Origin of the sequence: Brachybacterium sp. AOP43-C2-M15, from assembly GCF_052446295.1 — a bacterium.
GTDB lineage: Bacteria > Actinomycetota > Actinomycetes > Actinomycetales > Dermabacteraceae > Brachybacterium.
The window spans coordinates 116,902-130,922 of sequence record NZ_JBQSWB010000001.1 but is presented as its reverse complement, the minus strand read 5'-3'; the positions used below and the strand labels follow the sequence as shown (position 1 = coordinate 130,922).

General features: G+C 73.1%; 16 protein-coding genes. 8 read left to right on the top strand and 8 right to left on the bottom strand.

The genetic code is table 11. The features are described from left to right. Window positions 1-27: 27 nt before the first annotated feature. The 3 genes from ACT3SP_RS00545 to ACT3SP_RS00535 all read right to left on the bottom strand — a co-directional run bounded on the left by ACT3SP_RS00545 (window position 28) and on the right by ACT3SP_RS00535 (window position 1,725). Window positions 28-375: a hypothetical protein gene (locus tag ACT3SP_RS00545; protein WP_444585278.1), complete on the bottom strand. Its 348-nt coding sequence runs from the start codon at window positions 373-375 to the stop codon at window positions 28-30. A gap of 90 nt (window positions 376-465) precedes the next feature. Then, entirely contained in the window at window positions 466-858 is a 393-nt protein-coding gene (locus ACT3SP_RS00540) for a hypothetical protein (protein ID WP_444585277.1), read from the bottom strand. Window positions 859-957: 99 nt separating this feature from the next. Further along, window positions 958-1,725 (bottom strand): CDP-alcohol phosphatidyltransferase family protein, encoded by a 768-nt coding sequence (locus ACT3SP_RS00535; RefSeq protein ID WP_444585276.1) that lies wholly within the window; start codon window positions 1,723-1,725, stop codon window positions 958-960. Between the two features lie 100 nt (window positions 1,726-1,825). Between ACT3SP_RS00535 and ACT3SP_RS00530 the strand changes: the two genes are divergently transcribed. The 5 genes from ACT3SP_RS00530 to ACT3SP_RS00510 all read left to right on the top strand — a co-directional run bounded on the left by ACT3SP_RS00530 (window position 1,826) and on the right by ACT3SP_RS00510 (window position 7,821). Next, on the top strand, window positions 1,826-2,908 hold the full coding sequence (locus ACT3SP_RS00530) for a LacI family DNA-binding transcriptional regulator (protein WP_444585275.1): 1,083 nt from the start codon (window positions 1,826-1,828) through the stop codon (window positions 2,906-2,908). A 307-nt stretch (window positions 2,909-3,215) separates the two neighbouring features. Continuing rightward, the gene (locus ACT3SP_RS00525) at window positions 3,216-4,604 is read left to right on the top strand and encodes an extracellular solute-binding protein (RefSeq protein WP_444585274.1); all 1,389 of its coding nucleotides are present in this window, start codon (window positions 3,216-3,218) and stop codon (window positions 4,602-4,604) included. After that, entirely contained in the window at window positions 4,601-5,482 is an 882-nt protein-coding gene (locus tag ACT3SP_RS00520) for a carbohydrate ABC transporter permease (RefSeq protein ID WP_444585273.1), read from the top strand. Before ACT3SP_RS00525 ends, ACT3SP_RS00520 begins: the two co-directional genes overlap by 4 nt. Window positions 5,483-5,534: 52 nt before the next feature. Then, on the top strand, window positions 5,535-6,356 hold the full coding sequence (locus ACT3SP_RS00515) for a carbohydrate ABC transporter permease (RefSeq protein ID WP_444585272.1): 822 nt from the start codon (window positions 5,535-5,537) through the stop codon (window positions 6,354-6,356). 91 nt (window positions 6,357-6,447) lie between these two features. Further along, window positions 6,448-7,821 (top strand): glycoside hydrolase family 32 protein, encoded by a 1,374-nt coding sequence (locus ACT3SP_RS00510; protein ID WP_444585271.1) that lies wholly within the window; start codon window positions 6,448-6,450, stop codon window positions 7,819-7,821. 111 nt (window positions 7,822-7,932) lie between these two features. On the opposite strand, the gene ACT3SP_RS00505 is transcribed toward ACT3SP_RS00510, so the two are convergent. The 3 genes from ACT3SP_RS00505 to ACT3SP_RS00495 all read right to left on the bottom strand — a co-directional run bounded on the left by ACT3SP_RS00505 (window position 7,933) and on the right by ACT3SP_RS00495 (window position 10,498). Beyond that, the gene (locus tag ACT3SP_RS00505; protein ID WP_444585270.1) at window positions 7,933-9,048 is read right to left on the bottom strand and encodes a PLP-dependent cysteine synthase family protein; all 1,116 of its coding nucleotides are present in this window, start codon (window positions 9,046-9,048) and stop codon (window positions 7,933-7,935) included. A gap of 102 nt (window positions 9,049-9,150) precedes the next feature. After that, window positions 9,151-9,615 (bottom strand): hypothetical protein, encoded by a 465-nt coding sequence (locus ACT3SP_RS00500; RefSeq protein WP_444585269.1) that lies wholly within the window; start codon window positions 9,613-9,615, stop codon window positions 9,151-9,153. 58 nt (window positions 9,616-9,673) lie between these two features. Further along, window positions 9,674-10,498: a GNAT family N-acetyltransferase gene (locus tag ACT3SP_RS00495; RefSeq protein WP_444585268.1), complete on the bottom strand. Its 825-nt coding sequence runs from the start codon at window positions 10,496-10,498 to the stop codon at window positions 9,674-9,676. A gap of 250 nt (window positions 10,499-10,748) precedes the next feature. Between ACT3SP_RS00495 and ACT3SP_RS00490 the strand changes: the two genes are divergently transcribed. After that, a complete protein-coding gene (locus ACT3SP_RS00490) occupies window positions 10,749-11,045 on the top strand; it encodes a hypothetical protein (RefSeq protein ID WP_444585267.1) in 297 nt (98 codons plus the stop codon). Here ACT3SP_RS00490 and ACT3SP_RS00485 read toward each other — a convergent pair. Both ACT3SP_RS00485 and ACT3SP_RS00480 read right to left on the bottom strand, forming a co-directional pair. After that, complete coding sequence (locus tag ACT3SP_RS00485; protein ID WP_444585266.1) at window positions 11,035-11,517, bottom strand: SRPBCC family protein; 483 nt, start codon at window positions 11,515-11,517, stop codon at window positions 11,035-11,037. The two genes, ACT3SP_RS00490 and ACT3SP_RS00485, sit on opposite strands and share 11 nt — an antisense overlap. Further along, window positions 11,478-11,873, bottom strand: a complete 396-nt coding sequence (locus ACT3SP_RS00480; RefSeq protein WP_444585265.1) for an ArsR/SmtB family transcription factor — start codon at window positions 11,871-11,873, stop codon at window positions 11,478-11,480. Before ACT3SP_RS00480 ends, ACT3SP_RS00485 begins: the two co-directional genes overlap by 40 nt. 275 nt (window positions 11,874-12,148) lie before the next feature. Here ACT3SP_RS00480 and ACT3SP_RS00475 point away from each other — a divergent pair, with 275 nt between their 5' ends. Both ACT3SP_RS00475 and ACT3SP_RS00470 read left to right on the top strand, forming a co-directional pair. After that, the gene (locus ACT3SP_RS00475) at window positions 12,149-12,961 is read left to right on the top strand and encodes a hypothetical protein (RefSeq protein ID WP_444585264.1); all 813 of its coding nucleotides are present in this window, start codon (window positions 12,149-12,151) and stop codon (window positions 12,959-12,961) included. 149 nt (window positions 12,962-13,110) lie between these two features. Then, window positions 13,111-14,001, top strand: coding sequence for a hypothetical protein (locus ACT3SP_RS00470; RefSeq protein ID WP_444585263.1), 891 nt, complete (start codon window positions 13,111-13,113; stop codon window positions 13,999-14,001). Window positions 14,002-14,021 lie beyond the last annotated feature (20 nt).

The following is a 14,021-nucleotide window of genomic DNA, read 5'->3' as shown; positions in this document are numbered from 1 at the left end:
GCGGCTCACGGGCTCAAACTGCCGGGCTCACCCTGCCGGGCGCCGCGAGCGGCTCGCCTCGAGGATCAGCAGGACCACCAGCACCGCCTCGACCGCCTTGGTCAGCAGACCCACGGCCATGAAGGGCGGGCCCATGACGAAGTACAGGACGATCGTGAGGACCGTGTACCCGATGAGCACGTAGCGCACGATCGGCTGGATGCGCTCCAGGGCGGGGACCGGTGCGTACAGCAGCACCAGCAGACCCAGGTAGCCGAGGCCGTTGAGGATGAACAGGGGGAAGCCGAAGGAGAGGTGGACGCCCGCCGTGATCAGCGTCGTCAGGATGATCCCGCTCATCAGCGGGTAGCCGGCCGGTGGTCGCAGGGATGTCATGGGGGTCCTCCCGTGGATGTGCCGCTGCCGTCCCGAGTCTCCCACGGCGGGGCGAGCCGCTCCATCACCGAGGCGCCGGAGGCACGCCCGTCACAGCGGGGACCCGGTGCGGCTGGGGCGGTGCATGTGCAGGCCGGGCCGCTGTGCCACGAGCTCCTCGCACAGTCGGGTGACCAGGGGGTTCTTCGTCATGCCGACGAAGATCGAGTGCGCCTCGGGGCGGGCGTGGTCGCCGTGCACCCATTCGCCCACCCAGGCGTCGAGCGCCGCGCAGGCGCGCAGCCCGCTCAACGCGCCGGGTGCGCGCAGGAGCAGCCGGGTGTCGATCCCCGGCGGGGCCCAGGGCAACGGGCCGTGCCCGGCGGGGAGCTCGAGGACGAGTTCGCCGACGGCGTCCTGCGGGAACGACGCGAGCAGCACGCGCAGCAGGGGGAGGTCCTGCTCGTCGCCGATCAGGAGATGACGGTCGGGGCGGGCGTGCACGGGAGCTCCTCGGCGGGGTCGACGTATCTGCGGGGATCGCGGGCCCTCACCGTAGGCGCCCCCCGGCCCCTTAGGCAAGGCTCACCTAAGGGGCGGACGTCATCGGGTCCGTCGGCCGTCGGCCCGGTCGCGCGCCTCCGCCCGCTCGAGGGCGAGGACGTCGCGCCCGAAGGAGACCACCAGCAGCACCAGCGCCCCGGCCGCGACCACGGTGGCGATCCCGTGCGGCACCACGGGGATCACCGCAGGGAGCAGGGCGACGCCCTGGAGCCCGCCGATCACCCGCCGCAGCTGGCTGAACGCCAGCGGCCGGCGCAGGGCGGGCCGCACCCAGGAGGCCGCGACATAGGCGTAGCGCATCAGCCCGATCGCGAGCGCCCACGGCCCCACCACCAGGGCCGCGAGCACCGAGAGCACCAGGATCAGCGCGGCGTCGGCCTCCATGTCGATGCGCGCGCCGATCGGACCGGCGGTGCCGGTGCGCCGGGCGATCGGCCCGTCGACCGCGTCGGTGGCCACCGCCGCCGCACCGAGCGCCGCCAGGAGCCAGGACCGCGGCTCCACCTCGCCGGAGAGCACCAGCACGGACGCCGCCGCCAGCGCGCCCGTGCCCAGATGGCGCAGCAGCGTCACGCGGTCGGCGCCGGTCACGCCGCCGGGGGCGCGAGCGCGCACGGTCCAGAGCGCGATGAGGGAGGGGGTGAGGGCAAGAGGCAGTGCGACGGCCACGACGGCGGCCGCCACTGGCGCGGCGGCCAGCAGGATCAGGGACGCCGCGAGCAGCTGCCCCGCGGCGAGCAGGGCGAGCGCCGTCCCGACGCGGCGCAGGACGGGCGGAGGGGCTGTGTCGATCGCGCTCGACGCCATGGCCCGAGCGTAGTGCCGACGCGACGCGGCGCGGCGCGAGGCCGAGGGTCGGGCAGAGCGCGATGCCGGCCATCCGGCGCCTCCCCGTACCCTGGCTCCTGTGACCGCCCGTTCCCGCCGCCCCACCTCCGCCGACGTGGCGGCGCTCGCGGGCGTCTCGCGGGCCACGGTCTCGATGGTCCTCAACGGGCGCACCGCGGGCACCGTCGCGGCCACCACGCAGCAGCGGGTGCTCGAGGCGGCCGCCGAGCTCGGCTACACGCGCTCGGCCGTCGCGATCTCCCTGCGCGAGCAGCGCACCCGCACCATCGGCCTGATCACGGACGAGATCGCGACCTCCCCCTTCGCGGGCCGGATGGCCCGCGCCGCCTCGATGGCGGCCGCCCGGCGCGAGTACCTCGTCATCACCGTGGACCTCTCCCTGCGCGACCACTCGGTCTCCGACGCCGCCCGGCTGCTCGCCGAGCGACAGGTCGACGGACTGGTCTACGCGACCATGGGCCGGGAGCGGGTCCCGCTGCCGCAGATCCCGCCCGGCATCCCGCTGGTGCTCCTGAACTGCGAGCTCGAGGACGACGGGGACGGGGCGTCGGCGCCGCCGACCGTCGTGCCCGACGACTACGGCGGGGCGCGCCGCGCGGCCCGGCGGCTGGTGGAGACCGGGCACCGCCGGATCGTCATGCTCACCGGCGCCGACGGCACGGTGGCCGACGTGGAGCGGCAGAACGGGTTCCGCGACGAGCTCGCCGCGGCGGGGCTGACCCCGAGGATCGTGCCGACGGGGTGGCAGATGGACGACGGCTACCGGGAGACGGCGCGCCTGCTCGCCGAGGAGGAGCCGCCGACGGGCCTGTTCTGCATCCGTGACCGGGTCGCGGGCGGCGCGCTGCAGGCCGCGGCCGTCGCCGGGGTGGAGGTGCCCGGCGGGCTCTCGGTGATCGGGTTCGACGACGAGGACTTCTTCGCCGAACGGCTCACCCCCGCGCTGACCACCATCGCCCTGCCCCACGGGGAGATGGGCGAGCGGGCGATGTCGGCCCTGCTGGACCTGCTCGAGGCCGACGGGCCTGAGGCGAGCGGACCTGACGCGGGCGAGCGTGACTCGGCTGGCCCCGGGATGCGCTGGGTCGCCGAGTGTCCGCTGGTCGAACGGGACTCGGTGGGGCTCGGTCCCCGAGGCTGAGCAGCCCCGTCCCTGAACTGCGTCGCCGCGGGCCGGGCCTCGCCGCGGAGCAGGCTCCGACGAGATGTCGCCACCCCGGTCCGCCACCCCGGGCCATCATCCCGGCTGAAACCCGGGCCTTGACACGTGTGAAAGTCGTCCTCCATACTCGTCGGACGCAACTTCGACACGTGTGAAAGCTGTCGTGGTGCGACCGTCCCGGCCCCGGATCCCCTCCGCCCCGCCGGGCCCGCCGCACCGCATCCCGCACGCTCCGCACCGCCGGAGAGTTCGCACAGACTGCCCGACTCTCGACGAAGAGGACCGCATGGCCAGCACTTCGACCATCACCCGCCGCGCCCTTCTCGGCGCCGGCGGCGCAGCCGCCCTCGCCGGCACCGTCGCCGCCTGGCCCCGCCTCACCGGTGCCGACATCCCCGGCCGCGGGGAGGACGCCCTGACGATCCTGATCCTCGGCACCTCGCAGGATGCCGCCGGGCGGCAGCTCATCGCCGACGCCTTCATGGAGGAGCATCCGGACATCCCCGTGCTCATCCAGTCCGTGCAGGCCACCGACTGGGGGGACTTCTTCGCGAAGATCCTCACCATGGTCGCCTCCGGCACCGAGCCGGACATCGTCTACACCGCGACCGAGGGCGCGCAGCTGTTCGCCGAGCGTCTCGCGCTGCCGCTGGACGACTACCTCCTGCGCGATGCGGAGGAGCTGCGCGACTACTTCGAGGACGTCCACCCGAGCCTCGTCGAGGCGTTCATGTACAAGGGCTCGCTGTTCCAGCTGCCGCTCGACTTCAACGCCGCCAACATGTACCTCAACCTCGACGTCCTCGAGCGCAACGGCCTCGAGATGCCCGCTGAGGACTGGACCCGGGACGACTTCACCGAGCTGCTGCGCGGCATGCAGGGGGACACCCGTCCGTACTACTGGACCAACCGCCTCTTCGGCGGCATCGTCCCCTGGCTGTACGTCAACGACACCTCCTTCCTCGTCGAGGAGAAGGCCGCGGGCGGGGAGGACTTCTGGTCGACCTTCTACCCGGGCGAGGAGCGCTCCGGCGGCTACCTGTGGACCGGGTCCGACGCGACCGACGAGCGGGTCCACGAGAGCTTCGAGTACCTCCGCTCCCTGGTCGACGAGGATCTCGCCGTCCGTCCCGAGGAGGGCGGCGGCAACACCCTGGTGGGCCTGTTCGCCTCCGGTCGCATCGGCACCACCCCCGCCGGCGGCTACTGGGTCCAGGGCCTGGCCGAGGGCGGCATGGACCCCGCGCAGTACGACGTCCAGTTCTTCCCCCGGTGGCGCACTCAGCGCCACCAGTTCGGCGCCGCGGGGTACGCGGTGATGAGGACCACCGACAAGGCCGAGCAGGCGTGGGAGTGGATCAAGTACACCGCGTCCAAGGAGGCGATGGAGCTCGCCTTCCCGACTCCCGCGACGACCCCCACCCGCCGCTCGATGGTCAACGACAACCTGTACACCGGTATCGGACCGGAGCACTGGTCGCGGTTCTACGAGACCCTCGACCGCTTCCCGACCACCGGTCCGATCCCCGCCCCGCCCCAGCAGGCCGCCGTCGAGACGGCGCTGATCCGCAACGTCTCCACCGCCCTGGCCGGCGGTCCCGAGCAGGTGACCCGCTCGCTGGCGTCCCTGGACCGCGACCTGCGTGACGTCTTCGCCGAGGAGGACCGCTCATGACCGCCGCCCGGGACAGCGCCCTGCTGCGCTGGCTGTTCCTCGCCCCCACCATGCTCGGCGTGGGCCTCTTCGTGGTCCTCCCGATCGTCGGCTCGCTGGCGCTGGCCTTCTTCCGCTGGGACATCATCACCTCCCCGCAGTTCGTGGGCCTGCAGAACTTCACCGAGATCGCGACCGACCGCACCGTCGGCATCTCCTTCGCCAACACCGCCGTGTTCGTGGCCGTCGCCGTCAGCGCGCAGCTGGTGGTGGCGATGCTGCTGGCCGTGCTCGTGCACGCACGGATGCCCGCCTGGCTGCGGGTGTTCTTCCGCTCGACCTTCTTCTTCCCGCTGGTGCTCTCCGCCGCGAGCGTCTCGATCCTCATGAAGTACCTGTTCAACGAGAGCTACGGCGTCATCAACTGGGCGCTGTCCCTGGTGGGGATCCCCGCGGTGCCGTGGCTGACCAGCCCGCAGTGGGCGATGGTCGTGGTGATCGCGGTGTACGTCTGGCAGAACTTCGGCTTCTCGTTCCTGCTGTTCATCGGCGGGCTCGGCGCGATCCCCACCGAGGTCTACGAGGCCGGCGCGATCGATGGCGCCACCGGCTGGAAGAAGTTCAGCAGACTCACCCTGCCGCTGGTCAGCCCCACCCTGCTGGTCGCCTCGGTGATGGCGATCATCTCCGCGCTGCAGGTCTTCGACCAGCCCTACGTGCTCACCCGCGGCGGCCCCGGGGACTCCACCCGCACCGTCGTGATGGTCATCTACGAGAGCGCGTTCCGCGAGCTCGAGTTCGGCCGGGCCAGCGCCATCGGTCTGATCCTGATGGTCCTGATCATGCTGGTCACCGCCGCGCAGTTCCGTCTCGCCCGCCGCTTCGTCTTCTACCAGTGAGCCGCGCTCCCGCCGCTGCGAGCGCCCCTGATCCCGTCCGGAAGGACCTCCGATGACACGCCGCCTGCCCGCTCTCGCCAAGTACTCCGTCCTCGTGGTCGCCGCCGTGCTGACGCTCGGACCGGTGTGGTGGACCTTCACCACCTCCCTGCGACCGGCCGCCGAGTCCTTCAGCCTGCCCCCGAGCTTCTTCCCCACCTCGCCGGACCTCTCGAGCTACTCCGCGGTCTTCGAGCAGATCGCGGTGCCGCTGCTGGTCCTCAACAGCGCCCTGGTCACGGGGGTCATCGCCGTGGGGCAGATGCTCACCGCCGCCATGGCCGGATACGTCTTCGCCCGCATGGACTTCCGCGGCAAGAACGCTCTGTTCGCGATCGTGCTGTCCACCATGATGGTCCCGGTGCAGGTCACGATCGTGCCGGTGTTCATGATCATCCGTGGCATCGGCCTCTCCGACACCCTGCTGGCCCTGATCCTGCCGGCGATCCCCACCGCCTTCGGCACCTTCCTCATGCGCCAGTACTTCCTCGGGCTCCCGCTCGAGCTCGGCGAGGCCGCCGCGATCGACGGGGCCAGCCCCTGGCGCACCTTCTTCTCCGTCTACGCACCGCTGGCCCTGCCGGGGATGGCGATCGTGGGCGTCCTGGCCTTCAATTACCACTGGAACGAGTTCTTCCGCCCGCTGATCTTCATGATCTCCGAGCAGAACTACACGCTGCCGCTGGGCCTGGTGACCCTGCAGGGGAACCTCGGCACCGGCTCCATCTCGATCGTCCTGGCCGGCGTGATCCTCTCCATGATCCCGGCGGTCGTCGTGTTCCTCTTCGGCCAGCGCTACCTGCGCGACGGCCTCACCGCCGGGTCCTCGAAGTGATCCCGACCTAGACCCCGACCCGGTCCTCGACCTCGACCCCGACCAAGTCCTCGACGCGATCCCGTCGTCCCCGATCAGGAGCACTCACCCCATGACCGACCCCCTCGGCCCACGCGATCCCCGCTTCCCCGCCCTGCACCGCGTGCACCCGCACGGCTGGCTCAACGACCCCAACGGGATCCTGCGCACCGCGGACGGCCGCTGGCACGTGTTCTTCCAGTACAACCCGTCCTCGGCGCGGCACGAGAACATCCGTTGGGGGCACATGTCCTCGAGCGACCTGGTGGGCTGGCGCGAGGAGCCGATGGGGCCGGCGCCGCGTCCGGGCGAGGCGGACCGGGGCGGCTGCTGGAGCGGCGTCGGCCTGCTCGACCGCTCCGCGGACCCGGCCGGGGTGCCCACCCTCGTCTACTCGGGGGTGGACGGGGTGGAGGACCAGTTCTCCCGCGTGATCGTCTCCCGGCTCGACGCGAGCGGCACGGGGCTCGTCGAGCCCGGCACCGTGGTCGCCGACGTGCCCGCGATCGAGGGCCTGCTCGGCGTGCGCGACCCCTTCGTGTTCACCCACGGCGGTCGGCGCTGGGCGATCCAGGGCGCCGGGGTGCGGGAGTCGGGCGGGTACGTGCCCACCCTGCCGCTGTACTCCTGCGACGACCTCGAGCAGTGGGAGCTCGTCGGCTCCCTCCTGCACGGCGACGACCCGATCGCCGCCGAGCACGCCCCGGCCGACCTCTGGGAGTGCCCGCAGCTGGTCGAGCTCGACGGACACTGGGTCCTCCTGCTCTCGCTCTGGCGCCGCCCCGAGACCCACGACCCCTCCACCATCCAGGTGAACTACCTGGTCGGGGACATGGAGTCCGACGGCGACGGGGTTCCGCGCTTCGTCCCCACGGGCGGCGGCCGGGTCGATCTCGGCCCCGACTTCTACGCCCCGCAGGCGGTGGTCGACGCCGATGCCGATGCCGATGCCGATGCCGACGGCGACCCCGATCGCGTGCTGCTGTGGGGATGGTCCTGGGAGGGCGAGGGCCGCACCCAGGCGCTGACCGACGCGCAGGGCTGGGCGGGGACCCTCACCTTCCCGCGCGAGCTCCGGCTCGTCGACGGTGAGCTGCGATCCCTGGTGCCGCGCGAGCTGACCGCGCTGCGCGCCGAGCAGCTCGTGATCGACCGGGCGGGCAGCACCGCGACGCTCGAGGTCGACGCCCCCGCTCGCCTCGAGGTACGCCTCCGCGGCGACCTGCGGGTGGAGGTGCTCGGCGGTGACGGGGGAGCCGCCACCGAGGCCCTCACGGCAGAGGCCGGCCCGGCCGTGCTGTTCCTCGACGGCAGCCTCCTCGAGCTGCTCCCCGAGGCCGCCGCACCCCACACCCGGCGCTTCGAGGCGGGTGCGGGTGCCCGGGTGCGCCTCAGCGGCGACCTCGAGGCGGCCTGGAGGCTGGAGCGTCCGGGCGCGGCGGTCTGAGCGCACGCGCGGCGGCTCGGAGGGCCGGCCGGCCGCCGCGGGCGGGCGGTCCGGGGCGAGCTGCGCCGGCCGGCCTGGCCTGTGCGGGCTGTCCTGCCCGGGCCTGCCTGCTCAGTGCTCCCCGAGCGGCAGCATCCGCTCGATCGCCTCCCGCCACGGTGCCGGCTCCCAGCCCTGCGCGGCCACCCAGTCGTCGTCGAAGTAGGTGTCGGTGTACCGGTCGCCGGAGTCGCACAGCAGGGTCAGCACCGATCCGGTCTCGCCCCGCTCCCGCATCTGCGCGACCAGCTGCGCGACCGCCATCAGGTTGGTCCCGGTCGAGGCGCCGACCCGTCGGCCCAGACGCTCCGAGAGATAGCGCGCCGCCGCGACCGAGGCCGCATCGGGCACCCGGATCATGCGGTCCACGACCCCGGGGACGAAGCTCGGTTCGACCCGCGGGCGGCCGATGCCCTCGATGCGGGAGCCGCGGTCGGTGACCACCGTCGGGTCGCCCTGCACCCAGCCGTCGAAGAACGCGGAGTTCTCGACGTCGGCCACGCACAGCGAGGTGGGCAGGCGACGGTAGCGCAGGTAGCGGCCGAAGGTCGCGCTGGTGCCGCCGGTGCCCGCGCCGACCACGATCCAGCGGGGCACCGGATGCGGCTCGAGCTCGAGCTGGGAGAGAGCGCTGACGGCGATCGAGTTGTTGCCCCGCCAGTCCGTGGCCCGCTCGGCATGGCTGAACTGGTCGAGGAACAGCCCGCCCAGCTCCTCGGCCAGGCGCTGCGCCTCGCGGCTCATCTCCTCGGCGCTCTCGACCACGTGGCAGCGCCCGCCGGCGGACTCGATGAGCGCGATCTTGCGGGTGCTGGTGCCCCGGGGGATCACCGCGATGAAGGGGATGTCGAGCATCCGTGCCACGTGCGCCTCGCTCACCGCCGTCGACCCCGAGGAGGCCTCGATCACCGGCATCCCGGGGCGCAGCTGGCCGCCCACCAGCGCGAACAGGAACAGCGAACGGGCCAGGCGGTGCTTGAGGCTGCCGGAGGCGTGGGTCGACTCGTCCTTGAGGTAGACCTGGATGTCCCAGCCCGCGGGCAGGTCGAGAGCGACCAGGTGGGTGTCGGCGCTGCGTCGCCCGTCGGCGTCGAGCCGGTGGATCCGCTCCGCGACCCAGGCCCGCAGCCCGTCGTCGCTGCGGTCCACGTCCTGGAGCTGCTGGGGCCACGTCGCGGTCTCGTCCATGGCACGACGGTACCGGCGCGCGGGGCCGTCGAGGACCACGGCGAGGGTGCCGCCGGGGCCGTCGCAGGTGGTCGCCCGGTGTCCGCTCCGGTGCACCGCCGGTCAGGCGCGGCCGGTGGGGCTCGGCGCGGCGTCCTGCGCCGGCGATCGACGGGCACGGAGCAGGGCGACGGTGCGCACGTCGTCCCAGCGGGAGAGGGCGTAGAAGATCGCGGGCGCCAGCAGCGTCACGGCGATCCGCCAGGGGAGACCCGCCCCCTCGGGGAAGCCCGTCACGAGCAGCACCATCGCCATGATGAACACGCCGACGGCGATGCGCGCCGGGGTGAACGCCGGGGCGATCAGCGTTCCCCAGCTGCGGCTCTGTGCGCGCAGCGCCACGGCGAGGAAGAGCACGAGCAGGCCGAGGAGCAGCAGCAGCCGAGGCACGAGCGGCAGGGCGATCACCTCGAGCAGCAGCGAGGTCATGGCAGCGAGCAGGACCGCTTCGACCGCGTGCACGGAGCGGGGGATCGGACGCGGCGGCTGCGCGGCGACGTCTCCGGCGCCGGTGCTGCTCGTCGTCATCGCGCCCTCCTCCGGCCTCCGCCGTCGGCTCGGCCTCCACCCTAGGCCGTTCGCGCGCTCAGGGGGTGCGGACCGCCCCGAAGGTGAGGCGTCGCCGCAGCACGAAGCCGAGCTTCTCGTAGCCGGCGATCGCACTGGTGTTCGCGGCCGAGGCGTGCAGCAGGGCCCGGTCCCCGCGCTGCTGGATGTGGAAGGCGACGTCCAGGAGCAGGCGCGAGGCGAGTCCCTGCCGGCGGTGCCGCTCGTCGACGGCGACGGCGCTGATCTCGGTCCACCCCTCGGGGTGCAGGCGCTCGCCGGCCATCGCGATCAGCTCGCCCTCGCGCCGGATCCCCACGTAGCGGCCCATCTCGTGGGTGCGGGCCCGGAACGGACCCGGCCTGGTGCGCTCCACCAGGGCGATCATTGCGGCGCTGTCCGCGGCGCCCAGCTCGACGGCCTCCTCGTCGGGGCGGGCCTCCAGCTTCTCGCTCTGCACCATCTGCACCCCGGGGATCGAGAACTCCGGGGTCCATCCCGAGGGGAGCAGCGGGTCGGCGTGGGAGACCCCCACCAGGGCGTCGTGGCCGAACACCTCGATGATCGCGTCCCACACGTCCGGGTGCTCCCAGTCGCGCACGCCCACGAAGGGGGAGACGTCCTCCGGGTAGCGCAGCACGTGCTCATTGCCCTCGGCGAGGTGGCGGTGGTGTCCGCTGAGCGAGGACCAGGCGGGGCTGTCCAGCACCGAGGCGTCGGCGGCCGGCGCGTCTGCATCGGTGGCCGGAGCTTCCGCGTCGACCGCCGGCGCTTCCGCGTCGACCGCCGCGGCGGGTCCCTCGCCCGCCCCGCTGCGGGCGGGGACGTGCAGGGATGCGGGCTCGGAGCCGTCCTGGAGGGTCATGCGGGGCCTCGGTTCGTGCGGAGGGGTTCGGATCGGCGGGGGCGGCCGACGGGGGCGATGTCACGCTACTCCCGTCGGCCCGACGAGCCCAGGCCCGTGTCACGGGAGGTCATGGGCCCGGTGCGGAGCCGGGAGATCATGGGTCCACGGGTCCGGGGGCCCGGAGGCAGGTCGGATACCGTGTCGGTGCTCGCGTCACTGCGGGCCCCGCCCGTCGGAGGAAGGACAACGGCCCCGCGCCGGAACGCCCATGAGCTCGCCAGCCTCGCCCTCGCCCTCCGGACCTCGAGCCCCGGAATCGCAGCACGACGTCGCAGCGCCGGATGCCACCGCGCAGGCGGACGCCGCCGCGCGGCCGCGCGGCGCCCGCCGTCGCCCGAGCCCTGCGGTGGTGGCCGGCGGACTGGTCGTGATCGTCCTGGTGCTCTCCCTCGCGGCCTTCCTCGGGGTCCGCATGCTGCTGGGCGACGGCTCCGGCGACCAGGAAGGGTCGCCGGCGGCCGTCGCCCAGCTCGCGATGCCGGCGGAGGTCCCGCTCAGGCGATGAGCTCGTCGATCTGGTTCATCGCCGAGCGGGTGCCCTCCTCGACGCCCATGTCGAGCACAGTCTGCAGGCCCTCGCGATCGGCGTAGGTGGTCACGTAGACCGCCCGGGTGCCGCCGTCCTGCGCGCTGAAGCGGCTCACGCAGGTCGAGACCGGCAGCTCCGTGTTCGGGGTGAAGTCCTCGTGCGCGAAGCCGTCCTCGAAGGAGAAGGAGTGCGGCTCGTCGGTCTCGAGCACCTTCCAGTAGCCGTGGTGACGATCGCCCTCGGGGCCCGTCATGTAATAGGTGACGAGGCCGCCGGGGCGGAGGTCGTGGTCGACCACGGTGGCGGGGTACTCCACCGGACCCCACACCTTCTCGAGCTGGCGGGGGTCGGCGTAGATCTCCCAGATCCGCTCGACCGGAGCGGCGAACTGCGCGGTGATCGTGATGGTCAGGGCGTCGAGGTCGTGGGTGATGTCGGTGACGGGCATGGTCGGTCCTTCCCTGGGGTGGACTCGTCGCTCTCCGCGGCGAGGAGGTCGTCGATGCGCTCGACATGGGCGCGCTTCGCCGCCTCCAGCTCCGTCAGGAGCCGGGTCACCGAGCGCACGGCGTCGGCCTCGCCGCGGGTCAGGGATTCCCTGCCGCTGCGACGCCTCGTGATCAGTCCTGCCCGCTCGAGCACGGCGACGTGCTTCTGCACGGCGGTGAGGCTCATCGGGTAGTTCCGGGCCAGTGCCGAGACCGATTCCTCCCCGGCCAGGACGCGCCGCAGGATGTCGCGGCGGGTGCGGTCGGAGAGGGCGTGGAACCAGGCGTCGACCCGGTCCTCCTCCGTCTGCGGCATGCCCAAAAACTACAACCGAACGGTTGTAGGTACAAGGGGGCGTGCACAACCTCTTCACCAAAGAGTCGTTGTTGCGACAGTCAAGGAACAGTAAAGTCATCGCGTGCGGTCCCACCGGATCGCACGCCGGACGGCCGTGGCGGACGCCGCGGCGACGGGATGATCGCCAGGGGGAGATCACGATGACCAGGACAGTGCTGTCAGGGGACGAGACGTCAGGGGCTGCGGTGCGGAGGGCCGCTCGGCGAGCGGGGGCTCGTCGCAGCGGTGCGAGGGTGGCGGCGGCGCTGGCGGCCGGGGCGCTGCTCGCGGGCTGCGGAGGGGTGCTCGGATCCGCCGGCACCGGAGCTGACGGCCGAGGTGCCGATGATCGAGGTGCCGCCGGTGGAGGTGTCGCCGCCCCGGCCGACGTGTCCGTCGGCGTCGGCCCGGCGGGGGCCGGGGATCCGGAGGCGGTGGTCCCGGAGTCGTGGTCCGGCACCTACTCCGCCGAGTCGCTGCCCGAGCGGGACGGCATGCGCTACGTCGTGCTGCAGAACCTCTACGGCGACCAGCGCGGCGCCACCGAGATGACCGCCGAGGAGCTGCTGGGGACGGAATTCCTGGCCAGCTCGGGCGCGTCCTGCGAGGGCGTCGCCTCGATCGACGGGTCCGTCGCCGAGTGCCTGCTGGCGAGCGAGGGGTCGGGTGTCGGCGAGCTCGCCGCCCAGGTGCACCTCGTCCCGGCCGCCTTCGGCAGCACCTCGCTGCTGATCGAGGTCGACGCCGACGGGGACTTCCCGCTCGGCGTGGCCGAGGCGCCCCAGGGGATCGGCTCCCCGGGGGTGAGCGATCTCGGGGACGTCACCCTCGACCTCGTGGAGGGCGCCGCGATCACCGCCGTGATGATGGCGGATGCGCCCGACGGGGACGTCCCCGCCGGCCTGGAGGCGGACTGCGAGCTGCTGGACGGCGGCGAGCACGCCGTCTGCGAGATCACCGGGACCCCGGACGAGGGCGGGGACGGCACCTGGTACGGCACCGCCCAGCCCGGCTACGGCGGGGCGAAGCGCGGCCAGGTCTACGTCTTCACGCAGATGCCTGCCTGATGCCGGCCTGAGGCGGCACGATGCGGCCGACTCCCTGGCGGGGGTCGGCCGCTCGTCGTCCCGGGCAGCGACGTCCCGGGGCGTCGTCGTCCGGGGCACTGCCGTCCCGGGCATCGTCCTCGGGGCCGTCGGCCCCCTATGCTCGAACCATGGCGAAGGAGCGGGGCTCGTCCTCCGGCTACGACTGGGAGGACAGGTCCGTCCCGGCCGAGCCGGAGCCCTTCGCGCTGCCCGGCACCGCCTCCGAGAGCTCGTCGGGAGACCGGACCGGGGAGCCCGCTCGCAGCGCCTTCGACGACGGCGCCCCCTACGGCGCGCCCTCCTTCACCGTCGATCCCCAGGGCTCGGCGCCCGCGGTCGACGGGCGCCGTCGGGGAGCGCTCCCTCCGTGGGCGATCCTTGCGATCGTCTTGGTCCAGGCCGCGGCCCTGGTCGCCTCCGTCGGTCTCGTGGTCGGCGGCATCCAGCGCCTGACGGCCGAGGACCCTGCGCCGCCGACCCCTGCGCCCACCACCGAGGAGGAGTCCCCGAGCGACCCGCCCGCCACGCCGTCCCAGGAGCGCAGGCCCGGCACCGTCACCGACTCACGGGACCGTGAGGTGACCGACGGGACCGGGAGCTACGAGAAGCCGGCGACCATCGGCGAGCACACCGTGAGCTGGCCCGCCTGGACCGACGGGACGCTCGCGGTCACCGCCCTCGAGGTCGACCTCGATGCCGCCGTCCCGGCGGCCGGCGGGCGCGACGTCCTCCAGGACGGCTACCGGCTGGTCGCGGTCACCTACGAGGTGCGGTACGAGGGGCCCGGGCAGATGGCCCCCGCCGAGGAGCTGTGGCTGACGGGGGAGAGCGACCGCACCTACTTCCCCGACGTCGGCGAGGGCCTGCTCGAGGATCCGATGAAGCGGATCGGGCCCCTGGGCAGCGGGGAGAGCGCCCGGTTCCACAGCGCCTTCCTGGTCCCCGAGGGCGAGATCGACAGCTTCCGCCTCGGGGTCGAGACCTTCAGCGGCGAGATCCTCTACTTCGGGACGTCCTGAGCGGCGAGGGCCTCCTGGCG